The sequence below is a fragment of the Cellulomonas sp. 73-92 genome (assembly GCF_001898175.1).
Lineage (GTDB): Bacteria > Actinomycetota > Actinomycetes > Actinomycetales > Cellulomonadaceae > Cellulomonas.
The window spans coordinates 388,009-413,704 of sequence record NZ_MKTH01000013.1; the positions used below are offsets into that span (position 1 = coordinate 388,009).

The 25,696-nt window shown below is 74.6% G+C and carries 23 protein-coding genes; 17 read left to right on the plus strand and 6 right to left on the minus strand.

Features of this window, described 5'->3' with window-relative positions; genetic code table 11:
- Nucleotides 1-4 precede the first annotated feature (4 nt).
- A complete protein-coding gene (locus tag BGO37_RS08460; protein WP_291753908.1) occupies nucleotides 5-2,236 on the minus strand; it encodes an EAL domain-containing protein in 2,232 nt (743 codons plus the stop codon).
- 158 nt (nucleotides 2,237-2,394) lie between these two features.
- Here BGO37_RS08460 and BGO37_RS08465 point away from each other — a divergent pair, with 158 nt between their 5' ends.
- Nucleotides 2,395-3,441 (plus strand): DMT family transporter, encoded by a 1,047-nt coding sequence (locus BGO37_RS08465; RefSeq protein WP_291753911.1) that lies wholly within the window; start codon nucleotides 2,395-2,397, stop codon nucleotides 3,439-3,441.
- Nucleotides 3,442-3,480: 39 nt separating this feature from the next.
- Here the strand turns inward: BGO37_RS08465 and BGO37_RS08470 are convergent, their stop codons facing one another.
- Nucleotides 3,481-4,638 (minus strand): ROK family transcriptional regulator, encoded by a 1,158-nt coding sequence (locus tag BGO37_RS08470; RefSeq protein WP_291753913.1) that lies wholly within the window; start codon nucleotides 4,636-4,638, stop codon nucleotides 3,481-3,483.
- Nucleotides 4,639-4,858: 220 nt separating this feature from the next.
- Between BGO37_RS08470 and BGO37_RS08475 the strand changes: the two genes are divergently transcribed.
- Genes BGO37_RS08475 through BGO37_RS08495 form a run of 5 tightly spaced genes read left to right on the plus strand, consistent with a single transcriptional unit; the run spans nucleotide 4,859 to nucleotide 11,371 of the window.
- Nucleotides 4,859-6,172, plus strand: a complete 1,314-nt coding sequence (locus BGO37_RS08475; RefSeq protein WP_291753915.1) for an extracellular solute-binding protein — start codon at nucleotides 4,859-4,861, stop codon at nucleotides 6,170-6,172.
- A gap of 32 nt (nucleotides 6,173-6,204) precedes the next feature.
- A complete protein-coding gene (locus tag BGO37_RS08480) occupies nucleotides 6,205-7,173 on the plus strand; it encodes a carbohydrate ABC transporter permease (RefSeq protein WP_291753917.1) in 969 nt (322 codons plus the stop codon).
- The gene (locus BGO37_RS08485) at nucleotides 7,170-8,012 is read left to right on the plus strand and encodes a carbohydrate ABC transporter permease (protein ID WP_291753919.1); all 843 of its coding nucleotides are present in this window, start codon (nucleotides 7,170-7,172) and stop codon (nucleotides 8,010-8,012) included. Before BGO37_RS08480 ends, BGO37_RS08485 begins: the two co-directional genes overlap by 4 nt.
- Before the next feature lie 57 nt (nucleotides 8,013-8,069).
- A complete protein-coding gene (locus tag BGO37_RS08490) occupies nucleotides 8,070-9,683 on the plus strand; it encodes a glycoside hydrolase family 66 protein (protein WP_291753921.1) in 1,614 nt (537 codons plus the stop codon).
- A complete protein-coding gene (locus BGO37_RS08495) occupies nucleotides 9,680-11,371 on the plus strand; it encodes an alpha-glucosidase (protein ID WP_291753922.1) in 1,692 nt (563 codons plus the stop codon). The genes BGO37_RS08490 and BGO37_RS08495 overlap by 4 nt, the downstream gene beginning before the upstream one ends.
- A 3-nt stretch (nucleotides 11,372-11,374) precedes the next feature.
- On the opposite strand, the gene BGO37_RS08500 is transcribed toward BGO37_RS08495, so the two are convergent.
- Nucleotides 11,375-12,103, minus strand: a complete 729-nt coding sequence (locus BGO37_RS08500; RefSeq protein WP_291753923.1) for an SDR family NAD(P)-dependent oxidoreductase — start codon at nucleotides 12,101-12,103, stop codon at nucleotides 11,375-11,377.
- A 325-nt stretch (nucleotides 12,104-12,428) separates the two neighbouring features.
- On the opposite strand from BGO37_RS08500, the gene BGO37_RS08505 reads away from it, so the two are divergent.
- The 6 genes from BGO37_RS08505 to map all read left to right on the plus strand — a co-directional run bounded on the left by BGO37_RS08505 (nucleotide 12,429) and on the right by map (nucleotide 17,872).
- The gene (locus tag BGO37_RS08505) at nucleotides 12,429-13,172 is read left to right on the plus strand and encodes a DUF4129 domain-containing protein (protein WP_291753924.1); all 744 of its coding nucleotides are present in this window, start codon (nucleotides 12,429-12,431) and stop codon (nucleotides 13,170-13,172) included.
- 64 nt (nucleotides 13,173-13,236) lie between these two features.
- Complete coding sequence (locus tag BGO37_RS08510; protein WP_291753925.1) at nucleotides 13,237-13,737, plus strand: hypothetical protein; 501 nt, start codon at nucleotides 13,237-13,239, stop codon at nucleotides 13,735-13,737.
- Nucleotides 13,734-14,702, plus strand: a complete 969-nt coding sequence (locus BGO37_RS08515) for a MoxR family ATPase (RefSeq protein ID WP_291753927.1) — start codon at nucleotides 13,734-13,736, stop codon at nucleotides 14,700-14,702. The genes BGO37_RS08510 and BGO37_RS08515 overlap by 4 nt, the downstream gene beginning before the upstream one ends.
- Entirely contained in the window at nucleotides 14,695-16,008 is a 1,314-nt protein-coding gene (locus BGO37_RS08520) for a DUF58 domain-containing protein (protein WP_291753928.1), read from the plus strand. Before BGO37_RS08515 ends, BGO37_RS08520 begins: the two co-directional genes overlap by 8 nt.
- A 130-nt stretch (nucleotides 16,009-16,138) precedes the next feature.
- Nucleotides 16,139-16,738 carry a hypothetical protein gene (locus tag BGO37_RS08525; protein ID WP_291753930.1) on the plus strand — a complete coding sequence of 200 codons (600 nt, stop codon included), beginning with the start codon at nucleotides 16,139-16,141 and terminating at the stop codon, nucleotides 16,736-16,738.
- A 369-nt stretch (nucleotides 16,739-17,107) separates the two neighbouring features.
- Nucleotides 17,108-17,872 carry a type I methionyl aminopeptidase gene (gene map / locus BGO37_RS08530; RefSeq protein WP_291753931.1) on the plus strand — a complete coding sequence of 255 codons (765 nt, stop codon included), beginning with the start codon at nucleotides 17,108-17,110 and terminating at the stop codon, nucleotides 17,870-17,872.
- 659 nt (nucleotides 17,873-18,531) lie between these two features.
- On the opposite strand, the gene BGO37_RS08535 is transcribed toward map, so the two are convergent.
- From BGO37_RS08535 to BGO37_RS08545, 3 genes are all read right to left on the minus strand, one after another.
- On the minus strand, nucleotides 18,532-19,335 hold the full coding sequence (locus BGO37_RS08535; protein WP_291753932.1) for an ABC transporter permease: 804 nt from the start codon (nucleotides 19,333-19,335) through the stop codon (nucleotides 18,532-18,534).
- Nucleotides 19,336-19,352: 17 nt separating this feature from the next.
- Complete coding sequence (locus BGO37_RS08540; protein WP_291753933.1) at nucleotides 19,353-20,129, minus strand: ABC transporter ATP-binding protein; 777 nt, start codon at nucleotides 20,127-20,129, stop codon at nucleotides 19,353-19,355.
- Between the two features lie 151 nt (nucleotides 20,130-20,280).
- Entirely contained in the window at nucleotides 20,281-20,955 is a 675-nt protein-coding gene (locus tag BGO37_RS08545) for a PadR family transcriptional regulator (protein WP_291753934.1), read from the minus strand.
- A gap of 231 nt (nucleotides 20,956-21,186) precedes the next feature.
- On the opposite strand from BGO37_RS08545, the gene BGO37_RS08550 reads away from it, so the two are divergent.
- The 5 genes from BGO37_RS08550 to BGO37_RS08570 all read left to right on the plus strand — a co-directional run bounded on the left by BGO37_RS08550 (nucleotide 21,187) and on the right by BGO37_RS08570 (nucleotide 25,569).
- The gene (locus tag BGO37_RS08550) at nucleotides 21,187-21,690 is read left to right on the plus strand and encodes a low molecular weight protein-tyrosine-phosphatase (RefSeq protein ID WP_291753935.1); all 504 of its coding nucleotides are present in this window, start codon (nucleotides 21,187-21,189) and stop codon (nucleotides 21,688-21,690) included.
- A 57-nt stretch (nucleotides 21,691-21,747) separates the two neighbouring features.
- The gene (locus tag BGO37_RS08555; RefSeq protein WP_291753939.1) at nucleotides 21,748-22,920 is read left to right on the plus strand and encodes an aminotransferase class I/II-fold pyridoxal phosphate-dependent enzyme; all 1,173 of its coding nucleotides are present in this window, start codon (nucleotides 21,748-21,750) and stop codon (nucleotides 22,918-22,920) included.
- A gap of 181 nt (nucleotides 22,921-23,101) precedes the next feature.
- A complete protein-coding gene (locus BGO37_RS08560; protein ID WP_291753940.1) occupies nucleotides 23,102-23,935 on the plus strand; it encodes an aldo/keto reductase in 834 nt (277 codons plus the stop codon).
- Entirely contained in the window at nucleotides 23,936-25,009 is a 1,074-nt protein-coding gene (locus BGO37_RS08565) for a lactate dehydrogenase (RefSeq protein ID WP_291753942.1), read from the plus strand.
- A complete protein-coding gene (locus BGO37_RS08570; RefSeq protein WP_291753944.1) occupies nucleotides 25,006-25,569 on the plus strand; it encodes an ACT domain-containing protein in 564 nt (187 codons plus the stop codon). Before BGO37_RS08565 ends, BGO37_RS08570 begins: the two co-directional genes overlap by 4 nt.
- Nucleotides 25,570-25,696 lie beyond the last annotated feature (127 nt).

Here is a 25,696-nt window from a genome sequence, read left to right on the forward strand (position 1 = left end):
CTCGTCAGCGCAGGGACAGGCCGGTCATCGCGGCGTCGTGCCCGCGCACGTACTCCGTCACGGCGGTCGGGTGCAGCGGCGCGGCGATGAGGAAGCCCTGAGCCAGCGCGACCTGGAGCTCCTGGAGCGCGGCGAGCTGCCCGCGGGTCTCCACGCCCTCGGCGACGAGGATCAGGCCGAGCGACTGCGCGAGCGCCGTGACCGCGGCCAGCAGGGGCGACGGGTGGGCGGCCACGGAGTCGACCAGGCTCTTGTCCAGCTTCAGCACCGACACGGGGAACCGCTCGAGGTACGTCAGGGCCGAGTAGCCGGTGCCGAAGTCGTCGATGGCGAGGTGGACGCCGGCGGCGTCGAGATCGCCGAGCGCGGCGGCGAGCTCCAGGTCCCCCGGCACGGCGGCCTGCTCGGTGATCTCGACGGTGAGCTGCGCGGGCGTCAGGCCGGCGTCGACCAGTCGTCCCAGGACGTGGGTGGCGAGGTCGGCACGCCCGAGCGAGGCGGCGCTCATGTTGACGCCCATCCGCACCGACCGGAACACGGGGTCCGCCGCGCACCACGCCGCGTCCTGGCGGAGCGCGGTCACCAGGACGAAGTCGTCGATCGCCGCGGACAGCCCGGCCCGCTCGGCGGCCGGCAGGAACTGCGCCGGCACGAGCGGGCCGCGCGTCGGGTGCTGCCAGCGGACGAGCGCCTCGAGGCCGACCAGGGCGCCGTCGTCGAGCGCGACGACGGGCTGGTAGGCCACCCAGAGCCCACCGGAGTCGGGATGCTGCAGCGCGTGGTCGAGCTCCGCGGCCAGGGTGCGCTCGCCCAGGACCTGCTCCCGCAGCTCCCTGGTGTAGAGGCGGTAGGTCGACCGGCCGGCGTTCTTCGCCGCGTACATCGCGATGTCGGCGTCGGTCTGCAACCCCTCGAGCGTGGCCACGTCGGGCGACGTGACGATCCCGACGCTCGCCGAGACCCGCAGCGGCAGCCCGTCGAGCTCGAACGGCTCCACGAAGGCCGACAGCACCTGCCGCCCCACCTGCTCGGCGAAGGCGGCGGTGTCCGTCTCGGGTCCAACCGCGAGCACGCCGAACTCGTCACCGCCGAAGCGGGCGACGAGCAGCCGGGGCGGCAGGGCCGCCGTCAGCCGGCCGGCCACCTGCACCAGGAGCTCGTCCCCGACCGTGTGGCCGTACGTGTCGTTGATGCCCTTGAAGTCGTCCAGGTCGAGCATCGCCAGCAGGGCGGAGGCGCCGCGAGCGGCGCCGGCCGACCGGGCCAGCTCCTGGCGGAAGCGCCGCAGGTTGCCCAGGCCGGTGAGCTCGTCGTGCAGGCTGGCGTGCTCCGTGTGCGCCAGGAGGTGGATCGCGCGGGCCATCGCCAGGAGGAACAGGGCGAGGCCCGCGATCGCGGCGAGCCTGAGATCCAGGCGGGCCAGCCCGAGGGCGGCCATCAGAGACACGGCCGGCACCACGGCGCCCGTGGGCAGCAGGAGCAGCAGCCCGGGCACGCGCGAGGGCGCCGGGCCGTGGGCGGGCTGCCCCACGTGCGTCATCGACGGGTGGAGGGCCGCCAGCCCCAGTGCGAGGTAGGAGACGTACGAGAACACGTCCCACGCCGAGCCCGGGCTGTAGTGACCGGCGACCGTGGCCAGGCCGACGACGGTGTCCGAGGAGATGGCACCGAACAGGGCCGCGACGAGGATGGCGATCGCCACGCTCCGGCGCGGCCGGCGGTCGCGCAGCCGCAGGAGCAGGGCGAACAGCGCCAGGTCCAGCACGGGCAGTGCCGCGGCAGACGCGACCGCGGCGATGCCCGCCTTCGCGTCGACGTACGGCTGGATGAGGAACTGGTAGGCCAGGGTGGCCAGCGAGACGACGCCGATCGCGCTGTCCAGCCACGCCAGCCGGTCCCGGTCGGGCGGGAGCGGCGGCGTGAAGCCGATGATCCCCGCCGCGGCGGCGACCGAGCCGGCGGCGAACGCGATCCACGCCGGGCCGGTGAGCGCCTGCTCCCGCGCCTGGACCGCGGATCCGACGCCGGCGGACACCAGTGCCAGGGCGAGGAGCAGCCACGCCACCGGCCGGGCCGGGGCACGGCGCCGCACCGCCACGACGATGGTGGCGGCGGCGACCAGGGGGGCGACGACGAGGAGCCACAGGCGCGCGTCCGGGGAGGCGAGCGCGAAGGCGACCGCCGCCGCCACCGCCACGCCGACGGCCGCTCGGAACTGCGCAGCCGAGACACCCATCGCCGACACCCACACTCCCGTCCGGCCCCCCGCCCCTTCTTCGTCGGCCGCTACGGGCGACTCCTGAGGCGGTCACGCGCCCGTGAAGGGGTTTCCACCCGGGTGACGCGGCCGCCGGCCCACGTTTCGGGGCGCCCGGCATCCGGGACACTCGGAGCGTGCAACGACTCGCGCTGCGCCACCCGGGCGTGCAGGCGGCCCTCGCGTCGGCCGTCCTGTTCGGCGTCAGCACGCCGTTCGCGAAGGCGTTGCTCGGGGACGTCAGCCCGTGGCTCCTCGCGGGGCTGCTGTACTGCGGCTCGGGGCTGGGCCTGTGGGGCTACCGGCTGGTGCGCCGGCCGGGGCGCGTGGTGCTGCGGCGGTCCGAGGTGATGCCCCTGGTCGGCGCGGTCGCCTCGGGCGGCGTCGTCGCGCCGGTGCTGCTCATGCTGGGGCTGTCGCGCATGCCCGCGTCGGGCGCGTCGCTGCTGCTCAACGCGGAGGCCGTGTTCACCGCACTGCTGGCATGGGTGGTGTTCCGGGAGCACGTCGACCGGCGGATCGTCGTGGGGATGGTCGCCATCGTGGCGGGCGCCGCCGTGCTCAGCGTCCCCGCCGGCGTTGCCCTCGGGACCCCGCTGCCGGCGCTCGCGGTGCTCGGCGCGTGCCTGTGCTGGGGCCTCGACAACAACCTGACCAGGAAGGTCGCGCTCACCGATGCGACGTGGCTGGCCGCCGTCAAGGGTGCCGTCGCCGGGCCGATCAACCTGGTGCTGGCGCTGGCGCTCGGAGCGCGGCTGCCCGGGCTGGTGCCGACCCTCGGCGCGATGGGGCTCGGCCTCGTCGCCTACGGCCTCAGCCTGGTGCTGTTCATCCACGCGCTCGGCAGCGTCGGCACCGCCCGCACCGGCGCGTACTTCGCGGTGGCGCCGTTCGTCGGCGCCGTCGTGGCGATCGTCCTCGGCGAGGCCGTGACCTGGTCGCTCGTCGTAGCCGGCCTGCTCATGGGCCTCGGCGTCTGGCTGCACCTGAGCGAGCGCCACGAGCACGCGCACACCCACGAGGCGATCGAGCACACGCACCGGCACACCCACGACGAGCACCACCAGCACGCGCACGACGAGCCCGTGCCGCCCGGGACCTGGCACACGCACCCGCACATCCACGAGCCGATCACCCACACCCACCCGCACTACCCGGACGCGCACCACCGGCACGCGCACTAGGGGCCGGATCCCGCTCCCGCGTCGAGGGCGTCCGGTGGCTCAGGGCAGGGTGTCGAGCACCGTCCGCTGGATGGCGACCGCGGCCGCGCCCCGCGCCCAGAGGGTCGGGTCGTCCTTGACGAGCAGGAGGTCGAGCTCCGCGGCCTCCGCGTTGCGGTGCTCGCGGATGCTGCTCACCAGGCGCTCCCAGCCCACCTCGGCGAGCCGGATGCCCTCGCCGGTGAGCACGACCCGTTCCGGCTGCGCGATGTTCGCGACGTCGGCCACGAGGACGCCGAAGGCCCGGGCCGCGTTCCCGACGATCTGGTCGGTGATCGGGTCGCCGGCCTGCGCCAGGTCGAGGACCTCGTCGTACTCCAGCGCGCGGCCGGTCGCCAGCGACGCCTGGGTCTGGATCGCGTCCATCGACAGCAGGGCGTTCGCGCAGCCACGGTGCCCGTCGGGGCACGCCGGGCCGAGCGGGTCGAGGGGGAAGTGCCCCAGCAGGCCGAGGCCCGAGTCGCGGCCGTGGACCAGCCGGTCGTGGACGACGAGGCCGCAGCCGACGCCGGCACCGATCGTCAGGGCGGCGAAGTTCGTCACGTCGCGCCCGGCACCGAACCAGTGCTCCGCCTCCATGAGCGCGTCCAGGTCGTTCGCCAGCACCACAGGCAGGCCGGTCCGCGCGGTGAGCTGCGGGCCGAGGTCGACATCGCGCCAGCCGAGGAACGGCGCCCGCCCGACGCGGACGTCCTCCACCACCATGCCGCCGAGCCCGACCCCGATGGCCAGCACCGTCGCAGCCGTGTCGCCGTTGAGGTCGTGGACCAGGCCGGCGAGCACCTCGACGACCGCCTGCGGGTCGTGGTCGTCGACCCTGGCGTCAGCCGCGCGGATGATGCCAGCCCGCAGGTCGGTCAGCGCGGCGTAGGCCCGCGTGCCGGTCAGCTTGATGCCGACGAAGTGCTCAAGGCGGGGGTTGACGTCCAGCGGCTGCGGCGGCCGGCCACCACCCCGCGCCACGGGCTCGGCGTCGTCCACCTCGTGCAGCACGCCGAGATCGAGGAGCGGCTTGGTCAGCCGCGACAGGCTCGGCGTCGACAGGCCGAGCCGCTGCGCCAGCTCGGTGCGGGCCAGCGGTCCGCGGACGAGCACCTCGAGCGCCACGCGGCGCTCGGACGCCGAGAGGCTCTTCCAGCGCGAGGCGGGCGCAGGCATCCGATGCTCCTTCGGGTCGTCTGCCCTGATCATGTCACGGCGGAACGATATCGGTCGACCTCCCGTGACAGGATCGCGACCTGATCAGCCTTGACGGCTCGCCGAACCTCTGTCATTTTGCGTTGGCACAACGAAAACACGTCGATGGTCGACCATCCCGCCGGGATGTTGCCCCATCGGCGTCGCGAGAGACGATGACGTCCCATCTCGGAGGCCAAGGATGTTCACCAGCGCACGACGAGGCGCACTCACCGCCCTGGGGGCGGCGGCGGCGCTCGCACTGACTCTCACCGCCTGCAGCTCGGGCGGGGCCGGCGCCGCCGGCACCACACCCACCCCCGTCGCCACCGCGGGGGCCGACATCTCGGGCACGGTGACCTTCTGGCACGCGTACTCGGCCGACTCGCCGGAGGTGAAGACGCTCGAGACGGTGCTCATCCCGAAGTTCGAGCAGGCGCACCCCAAGGTGAAGGTCGATGCGGTCGCCGTGCCGTACGACCAGCTGCACCAGAAGCTCGTCACCGCCGTGGCGGGCGACACGCTGCCCGACCTCGTCCGCTCGGACATCATGTGGGTCCCCGAGCTGGCCAACCTCGGCGTGCTCGTCCCGCTCGACCAGCAGCTGCCCGACTTCAGCACCTTCGCCGGCCAGGTCTACCCCGGCGCCCTGGCGACCAACGCCTACAAGGGCCACTACTACGGGCTCCCGCTCGACACCAACACGCGCGTGCTGCTCTACAACAAGGACGCGCTGGCCAAGGCCGGGATCACCCAGCCGCCGGCGACGTTCGACGAGCTCAAGGCGGACGCCCCGAAGCTGACCGCCGCCGGCGTCTACGCGTTCGCCGACAACAGCACCTCGGGCTGGAACGTCCTGCCCTGGATCTGGAGCGCCGGCGGCGCGGTCACCGACGACAAGGTGACGAAGGCGACCGGGTACCTCAACTCCGCGAAGTCGGTGGCGGGGGTGCAGCTGCTCGTCGACCTGTACCAGCAGAAGGCGATCCCGGACATCATCCTCGGCGGCACCGGCGGGACCGCCACCTCCGACGGCCTGGCCACCGGGGCGTACGGGACGATCCTCGACGGCCCGTGGATGTACCCGATCTTCCAGAGCCAGTACCCCGACTTCAAGCTCCAGGCGGCCCCGATGCCGTCCGGCCCGGGCGGCTCGGTCTCCGTCGTCGGCGGCGAGTCCGTCGTCATGACGCAGTCGTCGAAGAACAAGGACGCCGCGGCCGAGTTCATGCGGTTCCTGCTCTCGCAGGACTCGCAGTACGAGATGGCCAAGGTGGGGCAGATGTCGGTGCTCTCGGCGCTCGGCGACAAGCTCGTCGGCATCAACGCCTACTACGCGCCGTTCGTGAAGCAGCTGGCCAACGCCCAGCCGCGCACGCCCACGCCGGCGTGGCCGAAGATCGACGACATCCTCAAGGCGCAGATCCAGAAGGCGCTGCAGGGCGAGCCGGTGCAGCAGGCGCTCGACGAGGCCGCGGCCCAGATCGACCCGCTGCTCGCGCAGTACGCCGGCTGACCACCCCGGCACGACCGACAGGACGACCGACCATGACGACGACGACCCCGGCGCTCGGGTCGGTCGAGCACACCCCCGTCCGCGGACCGAGCAGGAGACCCGCCCTCTCGGCCCGCGGACGGGCGGCGATCGCCGGCCTGACGTTCATCGTCCCCGGGTTCGCGCTGTACGCGCTGATCATCGGCTACCCCGCCGTGCAGGCGCTGCTCATCAGCCTGCGCGACTACAAGATCACGCCGGGCGCGGTCAGCCCGTGGATCGGCCTGGACAACTACGTCCGGGCGTTCCACGACCCGGTGCTCGGGCGGGCGTTCGTCAACGCCGCCGTCTACATGCTCGCGACGGTGCCGACGCAGATGCTCATCGGGCTCGGGCTGGCGGTGCTGCTCGACACGGCGCTGCCGGGCCGCACGCTCTTCCGGGTGCTGTTCTACCTCCCGGTCGTGACCAGCTGGGTCATCGTCTCCCTGCTGTTCCAGTACCTCTTCGCCACCGACCACGGCGTGGTCAACTGGTTCCTCGTCGACGTGCTGCACGTCGTCGGGCACCCGGTGAACTGGCTGGGGCAACGCTGGACGGCGATGGTCGCGATCAGCGCCCTCGGCGTCTGGAAGGGCGTCGGCTGGTCGATGCTCATCTTCCTGGCGGCGCTGACCGGCGTCCCGAAGGAGCTGCACGAGGCGGCCGCGCTCGACGGCGCGGGAGCCGGCCGGCGGTTCCGCCACGTGTCGCTGCCGTTCCTGCGGGGCACCGCGGTGACCGTCCTGATCCTCCTGGTCATCGGGGGGTTCAACGTCTTCACGTCGGTGCTCCTCATGACCGACGGCGGTCCGCTCGACCAGACGCAGGTGCCGCTGACCTACATGTACAAGCAGGCGTTCAGCTACCTCGACTTCGGGTACGGGTCCGCGATCTCGTTCCTGCTGACGGGTCTCGTCCTCGTCGTCTCCGGGCTGCAGTACTGGCTCGCGCGGCGGACCGCCGACGGGGGTGCGGCGTGATCGCCGGGGCGCGGCGGCGGCACGGCGTCGCGGCCGTGCGGTACGCGCTGCTCATCGCTGCGGCCGTGGTCCTGGCACTGCCGTTCGGCTACATGCTGTCGACCTCGCTGAAGTCGCACACCCTGCTCCTGGAGTACCCGCCGCGGCTCATCCCGAGCCACCCGACCGTGGACAACTACGTCCAGGCATGGAGCGCGAACAACTTCGGCCGGTACTTCCTCAACTCGTCGTTCGTCGCCGTCGCGACCACGGCCGGCACGGTGCTGCTGGCCTCGATGATGGCCTACGGCTTCGCGCGGTTCCGGTTCCCGGGGAAGGGCGTGCTGTTCGGCATGGTGATCGTCGGCCTGACGATCCCGACGATGCTGCTGATCATCCCGCAGTTCCTCCTCGCCAAGAACCTCGGCCTGCTGGACTCCCTGCCCGGCCTCATCCCGTTCTACGTCGGCACGCAGGTCGCGTTCTCGACCTTCCTGCTGCGGGCGTTCTTCGAGCAGATCCCGGGCGAGCTCGACGAGGCGATGACGATCGACGGGGGCGGCGCGTGGCGCCGCTACTGGAACCTCGCCGTGCCGCTCTCGCGCCCGGCGCTGGCGACGTGCGCGATCTTCACCTTCCTCGGCAGCTGGGACGAGTTCGTCTGGGCGCTGACCGTCATCAACGACGAGTCCAAGCGGACGCTGCCGATCGGCATCGCCCTGTTCCACGGGCAGCACGGGACCTCCTGGGGTCTCGTGTTCGCGGCGTCGCTGATCGCCGTCGTGCCGGTGATCGTCGTCTACGTCGTCTTCCAGCGTCACCTCGTCACGGGCCTGACCAGCGGAGCGCTCAAGAGCTGACCGCCGGGCCACCCCGTCCCACCCCAACCGACCAGCGCCCACCAGGTGCAGGAGCCCATGCCTTCCCAGCCGCTCATCCCCCTCCTCCCGACCCGGAGCCGGTACTCGACCGGTGCGGACGTCGAGATCGAGGTCCGCACCGCCGGACCCGGCCGCCTGGTGGTGCGCCACCTCGGCGCCGTCGTCGGCACGGCGGACGCCGCCGGTCCCGGCACGGTCAGCCTCGGCGCGCTGGCCGCGGGCGGGTACGGGGTCGACCTCGAGACCGCCGACGGGACGCCGGTCGCCCGCACCGCGGTCCTGGTGACCGACGAGCCGCGGGGCCGGATGCGCTACGGCTTCGTCGCCTCCTACGCACCCGACAAGGACGTCGCCGCCGTCGTCGACCTGGCCCGTCGGCTGCACCTCGACGCCGTTCAGCTCTACGACTGGGCGTACCGCCACGCCGACCTGATGGGCGGCGGCGAGACCTACGCCGACCCGCTCGGCCAGCCGATCGCCCTGGACACCGTGCGCCGGCTGGCGGCCGGGCTCGCCGCGGCGGGCACGGACGCGCTCGGCTACGCCGCCGTCTACGGCGTGGGGAGCGAGGAGTGGCCGGCGTGGTCGCACCGCGCCCTGCTGCGCGCCGACGGTGAGGCGTGGTCGCTCGGCGACTTCCTGACGCTCGTCGACCCCGGGGCGCCGGACTGGCAGGAGCACCTCGTCGGCGACCTGCGGGCCGCCGTGGCGGCGGTGGGGCTGCACGGCTTCCACCTCGACCAGTACGGCTACCCGCGGTGGGCGGGGCTGGTCGGCGGCGGCGCCGTCGACCTGAGCCGGTCGTTCCGCGCGCTGATCGAGGCCGTGCGGACCGGGCTCCCCGACGCCCGGCTCGTGTTCAACAACGTCAACGACTTCCCGACGCGGGCCACCGCGGACGCCCCGCAGGACGCGGTCTACATCGAGGTGTGGCCGCCGCACACGACGCTGGGATCGCTCGCCCGGCTCGTCGAGCGCGCCCGTGCCGCCCGCGACGGGCGGCCGGTCGTCATCGCCGCCTACCAGCACGTGTACGAGGTGGCGCCGCGCTCGGAGGCGGACCTCTCGACGTCGTTCACCATGGCGACCCTGTTCTCGCACGGCGCCACCCAGCTGCTCGCGGGCGAGCAGGGCAACCTGCTGGTCGACCCGTACTACGTGCGGAACCGCCCGGCCGAGCCGGAGACGCTCGCGCTCCTGCAGCGCTGGTACGACTTCCTCGTCGAGCATGACGAGCTGCTCATGGCGCCCGGCGCGGCCGACGTCAGCGGTGCGTGGGTGGGCGCCTACAACGACGCGCTGGACGTGAGGTTCGCGGCCGCACCGACGACCGACGGCCCCACGCCCGGCGGCGTGTGGCGGCGCGTGGTGCAGGTGGGCGAGCTCCTCGTCGTGCACCTCATCAACCTCGCTGGGCAGGCGGACACCGAGTGGGACGCGCCGCGCGCGGTGCCGGCGGACCCGGGTGCCGGCACCCTCCGCGTCAAGCGCGCGGGGTCGGCGGTCCCCGTGGTGCGGGTGGCGGATCCCGACCGCGGCGGCCACCTGACCGACGTCGCCGTCGAGCTGGACGGCGAGGACGCCGTCGCCGTGCTCCCGCCGCCGCACGTGTGGCAGACCGTCGTCGTCGACCTGCGGGGCCGGCGATGAGCCGGCCGTGGTGGCGCTCGGCCGTCGTCTACCAGGTGTACCCGCGCAGCTTCGCCGACTCGGACGGCGACGGGATCGGTGACCTGCGCGGCGTCGTCTCAAGGCTCGACCACCTCGCGGCCCTGGGTGTCGACGCGGTGTGGCTCTCGCCCGTGTATCGCTCGCCGCACGCCGACAACGGCTACGACATCAGCGACTACCAGGACGTCGACCCGATGTTCGGCACGCTGGCGGACCTCGACGAGCTCATCGCGGAGGCCCACCGGCGGGGCATCCGGATCGTCCTCGACCTCGTCGTCAACCACACGTCCGACGAGCACCCCTGGTTCGTCGCGTCCCGCTCGTCGGCCGACGACCCGAAGCGGGACTGGTACTGGTGGCGGCCGGCGCGACCCGGGGCGACGCCGGGCGAGCCCGGCGCCGAGCCGACCAACTGGTCGTCGTTCTTCTCGGGGCCCACGTGGACGTGGGACGAGGCCACGGGCGAGTACTACCTGCACCTGTTCGCGACGAAGCAGCCGGACCTCAACTGGGAGAACCCCCAGGTGCGCGAGGCGGTGCACGCGATGATGCGCTGGTGGCTCGACCGCGGGATCGACGGGTTCCGCATGGACGTCATCAACTTCATCGCCAAGGACCCCGACCTGCCGGACGGGCCGGTGCCGCCGGGTGCGAGCCTCGGCGACGGGTTCGCGCACTACGCCACCCGGCCGCGCGTGCACGAGCTGCTCGCCGAGATGCGCCGCGAGGTGTTCGACGGCGCGGGCCGCGAGCTGATGACGGTGGGCGAGATGCCCGGCGTCACCCGAGAGGAGGCCCGCCTGTTCACCGACCCGGCGCGCGGGGAGCTCGACATGGTGTTCCAGTTCGAGCACGTCTCGCTCGACCAGGGCCAGACGAAGTTCGACCCGGTGCCGCTGGCACTGCCGCGCCTCAAGGCGAACCTCGCCGCGTGGCAGGAGGGGCTGGGCGCCGTCGGCTGGAACAGCCTCTACTGGTCCAACCACGACCAGCCGCGGGCGGTGTCCCGCTTCGGCGACGACGTGCGATGGTGGCGGGAGTCGGCCACCGCCCTGGCCACGGTGCTGCACCTGCACCGGGGAACGCCCTTCGTCTACCAGGGCGAGGAGCTCGGGATGACGAACGCCCCCTGGCCGGACGTCGACGCGATGCGCGACATCGAGGCGCGCAACTTCTACGCCGAGGCGGTGGCGTGCGGCGCCGACCGGGACCGCACGCTCGCGGGGCTGCGGAACCGCAGCCGCGACAACGCACGCACGCCCATGCAGTGGGACGCCGGGCCAGGCGCCGGCTTCACCGACGGCACGCCGTGGCTGCCGGTCAACCCGAACCACGTGTGGCTCAACGCCGCCTCGCAGGTGGGGGTCCCCGGATCGGTGTTCGAGCACTACCGGGCGCTCATCGCGTTGCGGCACGACGACCCCGTCGTGGTGGACGGGGACTTCACCCTCCTGCTGCCCGACGACCCCGCGGTCTGGGCGTTCACGCGCACTCTCGCCGGCCGGCCGCCGCTGCTGGTCGCCGCCAACTGCTCGGGCGAGGAGCGCGACGTCCGGACCCTGCTCGCCGGCCTGGCCGGCGCCGAGCTGGTGCTCGGCAACCTGGAAGGCGCCGTGGCCGGCGTGCTGCGTCCGTGGGAGGCGCAAGTGCTGCGCCTGGCCGGGTAGCGCTCAGTCCGGGCGGATGCCGCCGTCCAGCAGCACCACCTGGCCGGTGAGGTAGGCGTTCGACAGCAGGGCCAGGGCCAGGGACGTCGCCTCCTCGAGGCGCCCGAGCCGGCCGATCGGCGGCAGCGTGACGTCCGGGATCGCGGCGACCATGTCGGTGCCCCCGATGAGCGCCGGCGCGATGGCGTTCGCGGTGACGCCCGCCGCGACCGTCCGGGACGCGATCGCGTGGACCAGCCCGTGCAGGCCCGCCTTCGACGCGGCGTAGTGCGGGCCGATCCGGCCGCCGGTGTACGCCGCGATCGACGAGACGAAGAGGATCCGGCCGAACCCGCGGGCCGTCATCCCCGGCAGCGCGGCCTGCGCCAGGAGCCACGGCGCGGTGAGGTTGACCGTCAGCGCGTCCTGCCACACGTCGAGCGCCAGGTCCAGGCCGTGCACCGCCCCGACGCCGGCAGCGGGGACGAGCACGTCGAGCGAGCCGTGGTCCTTCTCGACCGAGGCGACGAGCGCCGGCAGCGAGGCCAGGTCGCGCATGTCCGCCACGCGCACGTCGAGGCGGGCGCGCAGCTCGTCGGGCACCGCCGCCAGGCGTGCGGGGTGGGGATCGCGGGCGGTGGCGACCACGGTCGCGCCCGCGTCCAGCAGGGCGACGACGAGCGCCGACCCGATGCCACCGCCGGCGCCGGTCACCAGAGCGGTGCGCCCGACGAAGTCCGCTGAGCCGGTCATGCGGTCCTCCACTCTCCGTGCGTCGGGATCCGCCCGCGGCGCCTTGTGGGTGGACGTGCAGACGCCATCCGCCTGCACGTCCACCCGATGCCCCGGTGGTCCGCGCACCATGGTCGCTCACGCTGGCGACGACCCCGGGTCGGCGGGCCGGGAGCACAGTGCTCCGCCGCGAGCCCGGTGCGCGCCGCTCGGACTCCGGGCCGGCGGCTCGGCCCTCCTTGCTCGGACAGCCGGGGCCGCCGCGCAGTCGCGCCCTGCTCGGAGCCCGGGGACGTCGTCGCCGAGCCCGCCACCGGGTGCCGGGCCGCTGGCTAGGCTCGCCAGCGTGGCGACGGGGCGGGGCACGACGACGGGGCGGCGCGAGCTGCTCGTCGTGCTGCTCGCCGGGATCGTCGTGCTCGTCACCGTCCTCGCCGGGCCGCTGGTGCCGCGGTGGCACGACGCGCCGAGCTGGCTCGCGTTCGACGGCGTGCTGCCGACACCGCCGCCCGGGCCGACGCTGCCGCCCTCGACCGGGACCGCGCAGGACTCCCTGCAGGCGCCGGCGTGGGTGACGCAGACCGTCCGGTGGCTGGTGCTCGCGACGCTCGCGGTCCTCGTGTTCCTGCTGCTGCGCTTCCTGTACCGCCTGGTCCAGCAGCGACTGGGCTCGGTCGACACCGGCGGCCCCGGCGACGAGCCCGCCGGCGGGGCCGTGCTGGACGCGCTCGACGACGTGACGCAGGCGGCGCTCCAGGAGGGCTACCTCGACGCCGGCCGCGCGCTGCGGGACGAGCTGCCGCCGGGGGATGCCGTCATCGCGGCGTGGCTGGCGCTCGAGCACGCCGCCGGCCGCGGTGGCGTGGAGCGCGAGCCGGCGGCGACGGCGACCGAGTTCACGCTCGCGCTGCTCGACCGGACGCCCGCCGACCCGGCCGCTGCGCGGACGCTGCTGCGGCTGTACCACCGGGCCCGGTTCAGCGACCACGAGATCCGGCCCGGCGACGTCGCCGCGGCCCGGGCGGCGCTCGGCGTCCTCGCCGCGGCACTTCCACGGCCGGCGGGCACGACGAGGGAGGCCGCGTCGTGAGCCAGGCCCCGCGGGTCGTCGTCCCGCCGGCCGTCGCCGCCGCTCCGTCGCGGCGGGTGAGCACGTGAGCCGCGTGTGGCGCGTGGTCGTCGCTGCGCTCGTCGTCGCCGGCCTGGCGCGGCTGCTGCTGCTCGACTGGCTGGGCGCCACCGCCGTGGCGTTCGTCGTCGTCGCGTTCGGGCTCGCGGTGCAGCGCCTCGGTGCCGTCACCGAGCCGCTGCGCTGGCTGCCGGAGCGCCCGCAGCGGGCGGGCGAGCGCCGTGAGGCCCTCATGCTGACGTGGGCGCTCGCCGGCCACGAGGGCCGGGTGGGCAGGCGCGCGCTCCAGCAGGTGCAGCGCATCGGCGCCCATCGGCTCGCCCGGCACGGCCTCGACCTGGCGTCGCCCGCCGACGACGCGGCGCTGCGGGCCCTCGTCGGGCCGCGCGCCCTCGCCACGCTGCGCTGCGAGCGCGAGCCGTGGCCGCGCCTGAGCGACGTCGACCACACGGTGATCGTGCTCGACCGCCTCGGCCCCGGCCAGCCGGCCCGGGCCACCACCTCCTCGAGGAGCAACCCGAGATGAGCACTCCCCTGCCGGTCCCCGAGGTCGCGGCCCATGGCCGGGCCGTGCTCGACGAGGTCGGCACCGTCGTCGTTGGCATGCGTGACCCGCTGCGGCTCGCGCTGGCCGCGCTGCTCGCCGGCGGGCACGTGCTGTTCGAGGACGTGCCGGGCCTCGGCAAGACGCTGGCCGCCCGGTCGCTGGCCGCCGCGCTCGGCCTCGACTTCCGGCGGGTGCAGTGCACGCCGGACCTGCTGCCGAGCGACATCACGGGCTCGTCGGTGTTCGACCCGGGCACCGCGAGCTTCGAGTTCCGGCCGGGCCCGGTGTTCACCGGCCTGCTGCTGGCCGACGAGATCAACCGAACGGCGCCCAAGACGCAGTCGGCCCTGCTGGAGGCGATGGCCGAGCGCCAGGTGACGGTCGACGGCTCGACGCACAAGCTCGCCGACCCGTTCTTCGTGGTCGCGACGTCCAACCCTGTGGAGTACGAGGGGACGTACCCGCTGCCGGAGGCGCAGCTCGACCGGTTCATGGTGCGGCTCGCGATCGGCTACCCCACGGCCGACGCCGAGGTGGACGTGCTCGCCCGCCGGCTCGCCCGGCGCACCGAGTGGGCGCCGGTGAACCGGGTGGTCGACGCCGGCACGCTGCGGGCGATGCAGGCGGGCGTCGAGGCGGTCGCCGTCGACCACGACGTGCTCCGCTACTGCGTGGACCTGGCCGCCGCCACGCGGTCGCACCCGGCCGTCGAGGTCGGCGCGTCACCGCGCGGCTCGCAGGCGCTCATGCTCGTCGGGCGGGCCCTGGCGGTGCTCGACGGGCGCGACTTCGTGCTCCCGGAGGACGTCAAGCAGGTCGCGGTCGCGGCGCTGGCGCACCGGCTGTCGCTCACGCCGCAGGCGTGGGCCACCGGCACCCTGCCGCAGGCGGTGGTGCGCGACGTGCTCGAGCACGTCCCGGGGCCGACGACCGCCCGTGGCTGACCGCTGGCACGTCACCGCCGCCGCCACCGGCACCGTGCTGGCGGGCGCCGTGCTGCTCGCGCTCGGGGCCTTCGCCGGCCGGGGCGACGTGGCCCTCGTGGGCGCGTTGCCCCTGGTGGTGGGTGCGTGGGACCTGCTGCGGCGGCCCACCGGGGAGGTCCGGCCGTCCCTGGGACCCCCGGCGCGCGCGGACGACGACGGCGCGCTGCGCGCGGAGCTGTCGCTGGAGGCCCCGGCGGGGGCGGTCGCCGTGGCGGTCGGTGTGCACCGCGCGGGACTGCCCGCGGCGGACGCGCTCCTCGCGCTGCCCGACGAGGCCGGGCCGGGCCCCGTGACGCGGCGCGTGCCGCTCGTCGTGCGCACCGTGCGGACCGGGCCGCAGGAGCTGGCGACCGTGGAGGTCCAGGGTCTGGGGCCGGGCCTGGCCGCGGCGAGCGAGGCGGGTGGACCGGTGCGGCGCGACGCGCTGGTGCTGCCGTCGGCCGCGCCGCTGCGGGAGGTGCCGCTGCCGGCGCGGCTGCGCGGGCTGACGGGCGCGCACGTCTCGCGGCGGCCGGGTGAGGGTGGCGACCTGCGCGACGTCCACCAGTTCCACCCGGGCGACCGGCTCCGCCGCATCGACTGGCGCGTCACGGCCCGCCGCTCGCCCGGGCTGAGCGAGCTCTACGTGCGCGGTGAGCACGCGCTCGCGGAGGCCGCGGTGATGCTCGTCGTCGACTCGCGCGACGAGGTGGGTCCCGACCCGCGGACCTGGGCGGGCAGCCGCCCGACGCGGCCCGACGACCCCACGTCGCTCGACGTCGCGCGCCGAGCGGCGGCCTCGGTGGCGCGGGCGTTCATCGCCGGCGGGGACCGCGTGGGGCTCGACGACCTCGGCGTGGTGCGGCGCCCGCTGCCACCCGGAGGCGGGCGCGGCCAGCTCGACCGGATCACCCACGCGCTCGCGCTGACCAAGCCGGAGGGCTGGTCGCGGCACCGGGTGCGCTCGCCCCGGCTGCCGTCGGGCGCGCTCGTCGTCGTGTTCTCCACGTTCCTGGACGACGAACCGGCGGACGCCGCCGCCGCGTGGCGACGCGTCGGTCACCGGGTGGTCGCCGTGGACGTGCTGCCGCGGCTGCGGACGGCGCACCTGTCGGGCCGTGCGGCCACGGCGGCGCGGCTCGTCCTCGTCGACCGGGAGGACCGGCTGGCCGACCTGCGCGACCTCGACGTCGAGGTGGTCACGTGGCGCGACGACCCGGCGCTCGCGCTCGCGGTGCTCGCCCGCTCCGACCGCCGCCGCCCCGGCGCGGGGGTGCCGCGATGACGGGAACGGACGTCGCGCGGGTGGCGCCTATGGGGAGGAATCGGTCCGCCTGGCGGCCCGAACCCTCCCCGCTCGGTGCTGTGCCGGTGAGCGGCGGCGCACCGGTGACGGACGTCGCGCGGGTGGCGCGATGACCGCGGGCGACGTGCTGCGCGCCCTGCAGGCGGCGCGCGACGAGGACCGGGTGGTCGGCGTCGAGCTCGAGGGGGTGCGGACGCTGTCGGGGGCGGCCGTGCGCTCGGCGGCGGCGCTGCTCAGCCTGCTCGTGCCGTTCGCCGCGGGGTTCGCGACGATGCGGGGACCGGTCGCGGCGATCGCGGACGCGCTCGCGGTGCTGGTGGTGCTGCTCGTGCTCGTGCGGCCACGCACCGGGTGGGGCGCGTGGCTGCTGGTGCTCGCGGCGCTGCGCCTGCTGCTGGGCGGGCCCGTGCCGGCGTGGCAGCTCGCGGCGCTGCTGCTCGTCATCCACGCCGCCGTGCTCGCGACGATGCTCGCGGCCCGTGTGGAGCCCCGCACCCGGGTGGAGGTCGAGGTGCCCGTGGCGTTGGTGCGGCGCGCCTGGCCGGTGCAGCTCGGTGCGCAGGTGGCCGGGGTGCTCGTCTGGCTCGTCGGGCCCGGGCGCACGCTGCCCGGCGCGGAGGTGTGGCGCGCGCTCGCGCTGGTCGCGGTCGTGGTGCTGCTCCTCGTCGTGCTGCCCGCCGCCCGCCGCGACCGCGAGCCGGACCGGTAAACGGCTTGGCGTCGCGCGCGACGCGACGTAGCGTCGTGCGCACACGGGAAAGGAGGTGGTCCGGAGATGGTTCATTCCAGGACGCGTGAGGTGGCTGTCCGCTAGCCGCCCGTCGAACCAGGACGGACTGCCTTCGTCCAGGCCCCGAGCGGCCGAGCGAGTACAGGCAGCCACCGCAGCCCGTGGGAGCCGCGACATCGTCCAGCGCGGCAGGGTCCCCGTCAGGGGACCCGGCCCACGGGCTGTTCCATGCCCGGCCCCGAACCACCCCGTCTTCACTTTCCTGAAGTCCGCGTCGTGATTCGCGACCCAAAGTTCAGGAAAGTGGCCCGGAGCATCGACTGGCGCCGACCATGAAACAGTGGGGACGTGCCTCTCAAGACCCCCCAAGAGATCGAGCAGATGCGGCCCGTGGGCCGGCTGGTCGCCGACGTCCTCACCTCACTGCGCGAGCACGCGAAGATCGGCATGACGACGTGGGACCTCGACGCCCACGCGGCGGAGATGATCGCCGCCGCCGGCGCCCGCTCGGTCTACCTCGGCTATCACCCCTCGTTCGGCGCGATGCCGTACCCGGGCGTGCTCTGCATCTCCGTCAACGACGCCGCGCTGCACGGCCTGCCCTCGGACCGGGTGCTCGCCGACGGTGACGTCGTCTCGGTCGACTTCGCCTGCGAGCTGCAGGGCTGGGTCGCCGACTCGGCGCTGACCTTCCAGCTCGGGACCGCGTCCGACGAGGCCCAGCGCCTCATCGCCACGACGTCCGCCGCCCTCGACGCGGGCATTGCCGCCGCCCGGCCGGGCGGTCACATGGGCGACATCTCCGCCGCGATCGGCCGTGTGGGCCGCCAGGGCGGGTACGGCATCAACGCCGACTTCGGCGGGCACGGCGTGGGCCGCACCATGCACGAGGACCCGCACGTGGCGAACTTGGGGCGCCGCCGCACCGGGCTCAAGCTGCGCAGCGGCCTCGTGATGGCGATCGAGCCGTGGTACATGGCGGGTGGCGACGAGTACGTCATCGACGACGACGGCTGGACCATCCGCTCCGCCGACGGTTCGCTGGCTGCCCACTTCGAGCACACGATCGCCCTGACGCCCGCCGGCCCGGTGATCCTCACCGCCCGCGACTGACCCGCGCCGGTCGACGCAGCTGCGCCCAGGCCTCACCGGGGGTGCGGTGTCGCCCGCTTGCCCGCGGAGATGCAGGGCCGGACGACGAGGGTGCGGCCCGGCGCGGCCCGGAGATGCAGGGCCGGACGACGAAGGTGTGGTCCGCCCCGCCCCGGGTGTCGTGTTGCCTCCTGACCGGGGGGCGGTGTTGCCTCCTGGCCGCCGAGCGCCCACTTCGTCGTCGAGACCGGGCGCTGCGGACGTCGGAAGGCACGGTCTCGGTGAGGAAGTGGGCGCTCGCGGAGATGCAGGGCCGGACGACGAAGGTGCGGCCTGGCCCCTCCCGGGTGCACCCCGCTCCCGCTCGGGTGCAGCCCCGCCCCCGCCCGGGTGCCGTGTTGCGTCCTCACCGGGGTGCGGTGCTGCTCTCCTGGCCGCCGAGCGCCCACTTCGTCGTCGAGACCGGTCGTTTCGGACGTCGGAAGGCACGGTCTCGGTGAGGAAGTGGGCGCTCGCGGAAGAAGGGCCGGGCCGCATGACGAAGGTGCGGCCCGGCCCCCAACCAGGTGCGGCCCGGCCCCCAACCAGGTGCCGTGCTGGCCCCCCGCCGGTGCGACGGGCTGGCCCCCCGCCGGTGCGACGGGCTGGCCCCCCGCCGGTGCGACGGGCGGGCGCCCGGGTCAGAGCGAGCGCTGGTAGTTCCGCATCGCGGCGACCGACCACGCGTACGTCACCGCGGCCAGCGCCAGGAGCAGCAGGCCCCGGGTGAGCACCACCCGGCCGTCGATGGACGGCGACATCGCGGTGCGCGCCAGCTCGGTCGCCCAGGTGAGGGGGTTGTACCGCGCGGTGGCCTGCACCCAGTGCGGCAGCAGGGCCACCGGCATGAGCGCCGTCGAGAGGAACGTCGCCGGGAGGACGACGAGCGTCGAGATCCCGATGAGCGCCGTCTGATCCCGAGCCGTCAGCGCGACCGCCGCCGACACCGAGCAGAACGCCGCCGCGAGCAGCAGCGACGCCACGAGGGCGATAGCCATGCCGGTGGGCCCGCCCGCGTAGCGAGCGCCCGCCGCCCACCCGATGAGCAGCAGCACCACGCCCTGGATCAGCGACAGCAGCAGCTGCTGCACCAGCTGGCCGGCGACGAGCGCCGACCGCGACACGGGCGACGACAGCAGCCGGTCCATGACCCCGGACCTGATGTCGTCGATGAACCCGGTCCCGGCCCAGGCGCCGGAGTAGAGCATCGTCATCATGAGGATCCCGGGGACCAGGAACGTCAGGTAGCTGGTGTGCCCGAAGCCCGGCACCTGCGTGACGGCCTTGAACACGTTCCCGAACAGGACGATCCACACGACCGGCTGGATCACCGAGACGCCGAGGCCCCACGGCAGGCGGAAGCCGTCGACGATCCAGCGGCGCGCGACGAGCCCCGCCTGCACCGGCCACGGCGCGCGGGCGGCGGCCGCGGGCGGGGCACTCACGGAAACAGGTGCGGCGCTCATCGGATCGCCTCCGCATCCCAGGCGCGGCCGGCGTGGTGCAGGTACACGTCCTCGAGCGAGGCGCCGCCGATCTCCGCCTTCAGGGCGGCGGGGCTGCCGGTGGCGACCACCCGGCCGTGGTCGATGATGCTCACCGCGTCGGCGAGGCGGTCGGCCTCCTCCAGGTAGTGCGTCGTGAGCAGCACCGTCACCTCGTCGTCGGCGGCCAGGGCCCGGATCTCCTGCCACATCGAGGCGCGTGCCTCCGGGTCCAGCCCGGTCGTCGGCTCGTCGAGGAACAGCACGCGCGGGGCGTCGACGAGCCCGAGGGCGACGTCGAGCTTGCGGCGCGTGCCGCCGGACAGCGTGCCGGTGCGACGGCCGGCCTCGTCGTGCAGGCCCATGCGGCCCAGCAGCTCCTCGGCCCGCTCGGACGCCGCCGAACGCCCCGCGCCGCGCAGCCGCGCGGCCATGACGAGGTTCTCCCTCGGGGTCAGCAGCGGGTCGGCGCCCGTCCCCTGCGAGACGTACCCGATGGCGCGGCGGACCGCGTCTGCTTCACGTGAAACATCGTGCCCGGCGACCCGGGCCGTGCCCGACGACGCGGTGGACAGCGTGGTGAGGACCTTGGTGGTGGTCGTCTTGCCCGCGCCGTTAGGCCCGAGCAGGCCGTGCACGGTGCCGGCCGGGACGGTCAGGTCGAGCCCGTCGAGGGCCCGCACGGGCGGGCGGCCGCGACCGCCCGGGTAGGTCTTGACGAGGCCGGTGGCCTCGACCGCGGGTGTGGGTGACATGGTGCGCCTTTCGTCGGATCCTCCGACCGGGGCGGCGCTCCTATGCTGAACGTGCAGCGGATCGCACAGGAGGCATCGCCTCGGTCGGTTCGTGGACGGTCGGCCCGGGTGTTGGCGCACCTGGGCCGACCGGTCTCCCCTGGTGGGGAAGTCAGCTGCCTCCGATCGAGGCCTCGAGCTCGGCGACGGCCTTCGCCATCTCGTCGGGATCGACGCGCCCGTCGTGGACGAGCGTGTCGTGGAGCCTTCGCCACATGTCGACGCCGGCGAGGCTGCCGTCGACGATGCGGCCGGTCAGGTCCTCGACGAACGCGAGCTCGGCGCGCTGCATGGCGGCCTCGTACTCGGCCTCGAGCTCGAAGAGCTCGGGCAGGCCCTGGGCGCGGGCGGCAGCCCGCGTCGCGTCGTTGGCCGTCAGCGCCATGCGCAGGGCCTCCGCGCGGATGCGCAGCAGGCGCACGGCGTCGTCGGGCGCCAGCGCGGGCAGGAACGAGAGCGCCGCCTCGAACTGCGGGAACTCCTTGACGGGCTCCCGGACCAGGTCGGTGAGCCAGTCGATGGCCTCCGTGACCCCGGCGTCGGTGATGCGGTAGACGGTGCGCGTCGGCCGGTTGCCGTCGCGCTCGGTGGACGCGGCCTCGATGAGCCCGTGCTTCTCCAACGACTCCACCACGGAGTACAGCGAGCCGAAGTTAAGGCGGACGGACTCCTCCTTGCGGCGCTCGCGGAGCGTCATGGAGATCTCGTAGGGGTGCATGGGCCGCTCCCAGAGCTGGACCAGCACGGCCAGCGCCAGCGGGTTGGTGCGGCGCGTCCGCGGTGCCATGGACCCCCTCCTCCCGCGCGACACTCGATGTCGAATGCTCGATGTCGAATATATCTCGACTATATCTCGTCCTCCTCGTCTGGCAAGGCTCTAGCACGACGAGTTCCCGTGGCGACCGCCGGCATGGCGCGGATGGGACGATGCCGGTGCTCACCCGGCTCGCCGGGTCGAGGCGCACGCCGGCGCTGTCGTCGCCGGCGGCGAGAGAGTGCTGCTCGAGGCGAGGACACGATGACCTACCGCGTGATGACCGTGTGCACCGGCAACATCTGCCGGTCGCCGATGGCCGAGGTGGTGCTCCGGGCGCGCTTCACCGCCGCCGGGCTGGCCGAGGAGGTCGTCGTCGACTCCACCGGGGTGTCCGACGAGGAGCGGGGCAACCCGATCGACCAGCGGGCGCGCCGCGTGCTCGTCGCGCACGGCTACGCGGGCGGTGGCGGCCACCGGGCGCGGCAGGTGGAGGCTTCCGAGCTTGCCGAACGCGACCTCGTCCTACCGATGACGGCCCTGCACGCCCGCGCGCTGCGCCGCCTCGACCCCGACGCCAACGTGGTGATGCTCCGGCGGTTCGACCCGTCCGCGCCCGCGGTCACCGACCCGCGCGACGAGCGCCGCCTCGACATCGACGACCCCTGGTTCGGCGGCCCCCTGGAGTTCGAGCACTGCCTGGCGCAGATCGAGGCCGCCGCCGACGGCGTCGTGGCCTACGTCCGGGACGGGCTGGCCCTCGGCTGAGGCCATCTGCCCAATGGCCTGCTGGTGCGCCGGGGGCGGCGCGGGAGGATGGGCGCCGTGAAAGTCGCCCGCAGGTCCGCCGTCCCGCCGTTCGCCGTCATGGAGATCCTCGCGGCGGCCAAGGCCCGGAGGGCAGCCGGCAAGGACGTCATCATCCTGTGCGCCGGCGAGCCGTCGGAGGGCGCCCCCGCGGCCGTCCGGGAGCGGGCAGCGGCGCTCCTCACGGACGGCGACCTCGGCTACACCGAGGCCACCGGCACCCCGGATCTGAAGGCAGAGCTCGCGCGGCACTACCGGGACACCTACGCCGCCGAGATCCCGGCCGACGCCATCGCCATCACCACCGGCTCGTCGGGCGCCTTCCTCCTGGCCTTCCTCGCGGCGTTCGAGCATGGTGACCGCGTCGCGCTCGCTCGCCCCGGCTACCCGGCCTACGCCGACATCCTCACGTCGCTCGGGTGCGAGGTCGTCGACCTCCCGTGCGGCCCGGATCAGCGATACCAGCCGACGGTGGACCAGCTCGCGCAGGAGGGCCCGTTCGACGGCCTGGTCCTCGCCAGCCCCGCCAACCCCACCGGCACCATGGTCACGCCCGATGAGCTGGCGGCGATCGCGGCATGGTGCGCCGACACCGGAACGCGGCTGGTCAGCGACGAGATCTACCACGGCATCACCTACGCGGGCGCCCCCGAGGCCGCCACCGCCGCGGCGTTCCGCGACAGCGGGGCGATCGTCGTCTCGTCGTTCTCCAAGTTCTGGGGCATGACCGGCTGGCGGCTCGGCTGGCTCGTCCTGCCCGACGACCTCGTCGGCCCCGTCTCCGCGCTCGCCGGCAACCTCGCGCTGTGCCCGCCGACGCTGTCCCAGCACGCCGCGCTCGCGGCGTTCGACGACGACGGCATGGCCGCCGCGCGGGCGGCCACGGCACGGTACGCGCGGTGCCGGGACCTGCTGCTCGCGGCGCGGGACAGGCTGCGGTGGGACCCGGTGGCGCCCGCCGACGGCGCCTTCTACCTCTACGGCGACATCTCGTTCACGGGCCTCGACGCACAGACCTACTGCGAGCGGCTGCTCGACGAGGCCGGCGTCGCGCTCACCCCCGGCACGGACTTCGACCCCGCGGGCGGTCGCGACTGGGTGCGGCTGAGCTTCGCCGTCGCGCCCGACGAGCTGGGCAGGGCCATCGACCGCATCGTCGCCTGGCAGGACGGGCTGACGATCGGCGTCTGATCGCACCCCCGACCCATCACGGATCGCCCGCCGACTCGCCGCCGCCGCCGTCCAGGCTGCGGTCGAGCGTCGCGGTCGCGTCCGAGGAGCGCCGTCGCCCGGCTGGACGGGCCGGTCCGGGCGGTGGCCGCCATCGTCGTGGGAAGGTAGGCGCGTCCCCGGCCCGGTGGAAGGACAGCACGTGGGCATCCCGCAGTACACGCTGAACGACGGCACGACCCTCCCGGCCATCGGCTTCGGCACCTATCCGCTGCGCGGGCAGGCCGGGGTCGCGGCGATGGCGGACGCGATCGCCGCCGGCTACCGGCTCCTCGACTCCGCCTTCAACTACGACAACGAGGGCGCGGTCGGCGCGGCCGTGCGGGCGTCGGGGGTCCCGCGGGACGAGATCCAGGTCACCTCCAAACTGCCGGGCCGCTACCACCGGCACGACGCCGCGGTGCGCGCCGTCGAGGAGTCGGTGCTCCGCACGGGGCTGGACCACATCGACCTCTACCTCATCCACTGGCCGCTGCCGAGGCGCGACCGCTACGTCGAGGCGTGGCAGGCGCTCGTCGAGTGCCGCGAGCGCGGCCTGGTCCGCTCCATCGGCGTCAGCAACTTCCTGCCCGAGCACCTCGACCGGATCGAGCGGGAGACCGGCGTCGTCCCCGCCGTGAACCAGGTCGAGCTGCACCCGTGGCTGACGCAGGACGAGCTGCAGGCGTACCACGACGCGCACGGGATCCGCACGGAGGCGTGGGCGCCGGTCGGCGAGGACAGCGGGCTGCGCGACGAGCCGGTGATCAGCCAGATCGCCGCGGCGCACGGGGTCACCCCGACGCAGGTGATCCTGCGGTGGGACGTCGAGCGCGGCATCGTCCCGCTGCCCAAGTCGTTCTCGCCGGTCCATCGCCGGGAGAACATCGACGTCTTCGGCTTCGCCCTGGCGGCCGACGAGGTCGCGGCGATCTCCGCCCTCGGCCGCGCGCACCGCCTGTTCGGCGCCGACCCGGCGACGCACGAGGAGCTCTAGGTGGACGTCGCGGTCCTCGGGGCGACGGGCGACGTCGGCCGGCAGGTGTGCACGCAGCTCGTCGAGCGCGCCCTGCTGCCGGCGACGAGCCGGCTCCAGCTCGTCGGGCGCGCCGGTGGCGCCAGCGCCCGGGCGACGCACGGGCTGCGCGCGGACCTCATCGACGCCTACGACGAGCACGCGCCGATCCTCGACGTGGCCCTCGACCCGTCCGACGTGGTGGCCGACGTCGTGGTGCTCGCGGCCGGGCGCACGCAGCCGCCGGGCGGGGAGTCCTTCGCCCGCAGCGAGCTGGCCGCCGACAACGCGGCGATCTTCCACGCCTACGCGGACGCGCTCGCCGAGCACGGCTCCGGCTCGGAGGTGGTCGTCGTCGTGACCAACCCGGTCGAGCTCGGCGTGGCCATCCTCGCGGAGCGGCTCGGCCGCGAGCGGGTGATCGGCATGGGCGCCTGGCTGGACACGCTGCGGTTCCGCCGCGAGGTCGCCGTGTCGCTCGGCGTGCGCCGGCACCGGGTGGGCGGCTTCGTCGGCGGCGAGCACGGGCCGGGCGCGGTGCCGCTCTGGTCGACGCTCCGCATCGGCGGCCTCGAGGCCTGCGAGCGGGAACGGGCCGTGGCCCGCGTGCGGGGGGCGCGGTCGCTCGACGACTTCCCGGCGGAGGTCGCGAAGGCGCAGGCCCGCCTGGCCGAGCTGGACACCGCCGAGGGCTACCGGTTCGTCGACACGCTGCCCCCGGACCTGCGCGTCGTCGTGCGCCCCTACCTGACGCACCGCAGCGGGGCCAAGACGGCCGCCGGGACCGCGAGCGCGACGATCGACCTCGTCGAGACGATCCTCGACGGGCGGGACATCGTCGTCGCCGGCCAGGTCGCCCTCGAGGGTGAGGTGACCCTCGCGGGCGAGCCGGTGCACGGCGTGCTCGGCGTGCCGGTGCAGCTCGGCCCGGAGGGCTGGACCCGCGTGCTGCTCGAGCACCCGGCGCCCGACGAGGAGCGCGCCCTCGCGGGCGTCGCGGCGTCCGTCGCGGCCGGGGTGGCCCCCTGGACCGGGCCGCGGGACGCTGGGGCATGACCGTGCCCACAGATCAGGAGTGCTTCGCCGACGAGTCGGCCCGGCACGACGAGGTTCCGGCGGGCGCCCCTGTCGGGGCGCCGGCCGCATCGGCCGCACCGCTGGAGGACGACGAGCGGTGGGTGGTCTTCGTCCGGGCCGCCGACACCACGGGCACCATCGCCGCCCTCGCGGGCGTGTTCGCCTCCCGCGGCGTGTCGATCGGCGCCCTCGCCACCGGGCACGAGGAGGGGGCGCCCGGGCTGGTGGTCGTGACGTTCCGCACGGGCGAGCGGCGCCAGCGGCTGCTGACGCGGACGCTGGAGCGGCTGCCGATGGTCGACGGGGTGGTGGTGCGGCGGGCCGACGACCTGGGCGTGCGCGCCGCGGGCGTGGTCCACCTGCCGCAGGGCACGGCCTTCACGCCGCCCGCGCGCGCGGTGGTCCGGTGGTCCGGCGACACCGCAGCGGGCGAGGCGCTGCTGGTGGAGGGCGCGCTCGTCGACGTCGAGACCGTGGTGGCGGCCGCCCAGGCGGCAGGCGCCACGGCCGACGCTCTGGTGATCCAGCCCCCGTCCTGACCTCGGCACCTGAACCGGTCCCGCGACCTGGTCTCCTCAACCCGTCCCGGTCCGTGTCCCGAGCTCGCCGAGCACGGCGGTCCGGCCTGCCGTGCTCGACACCAGCTGCCGTGCTCGCGGGAACGGG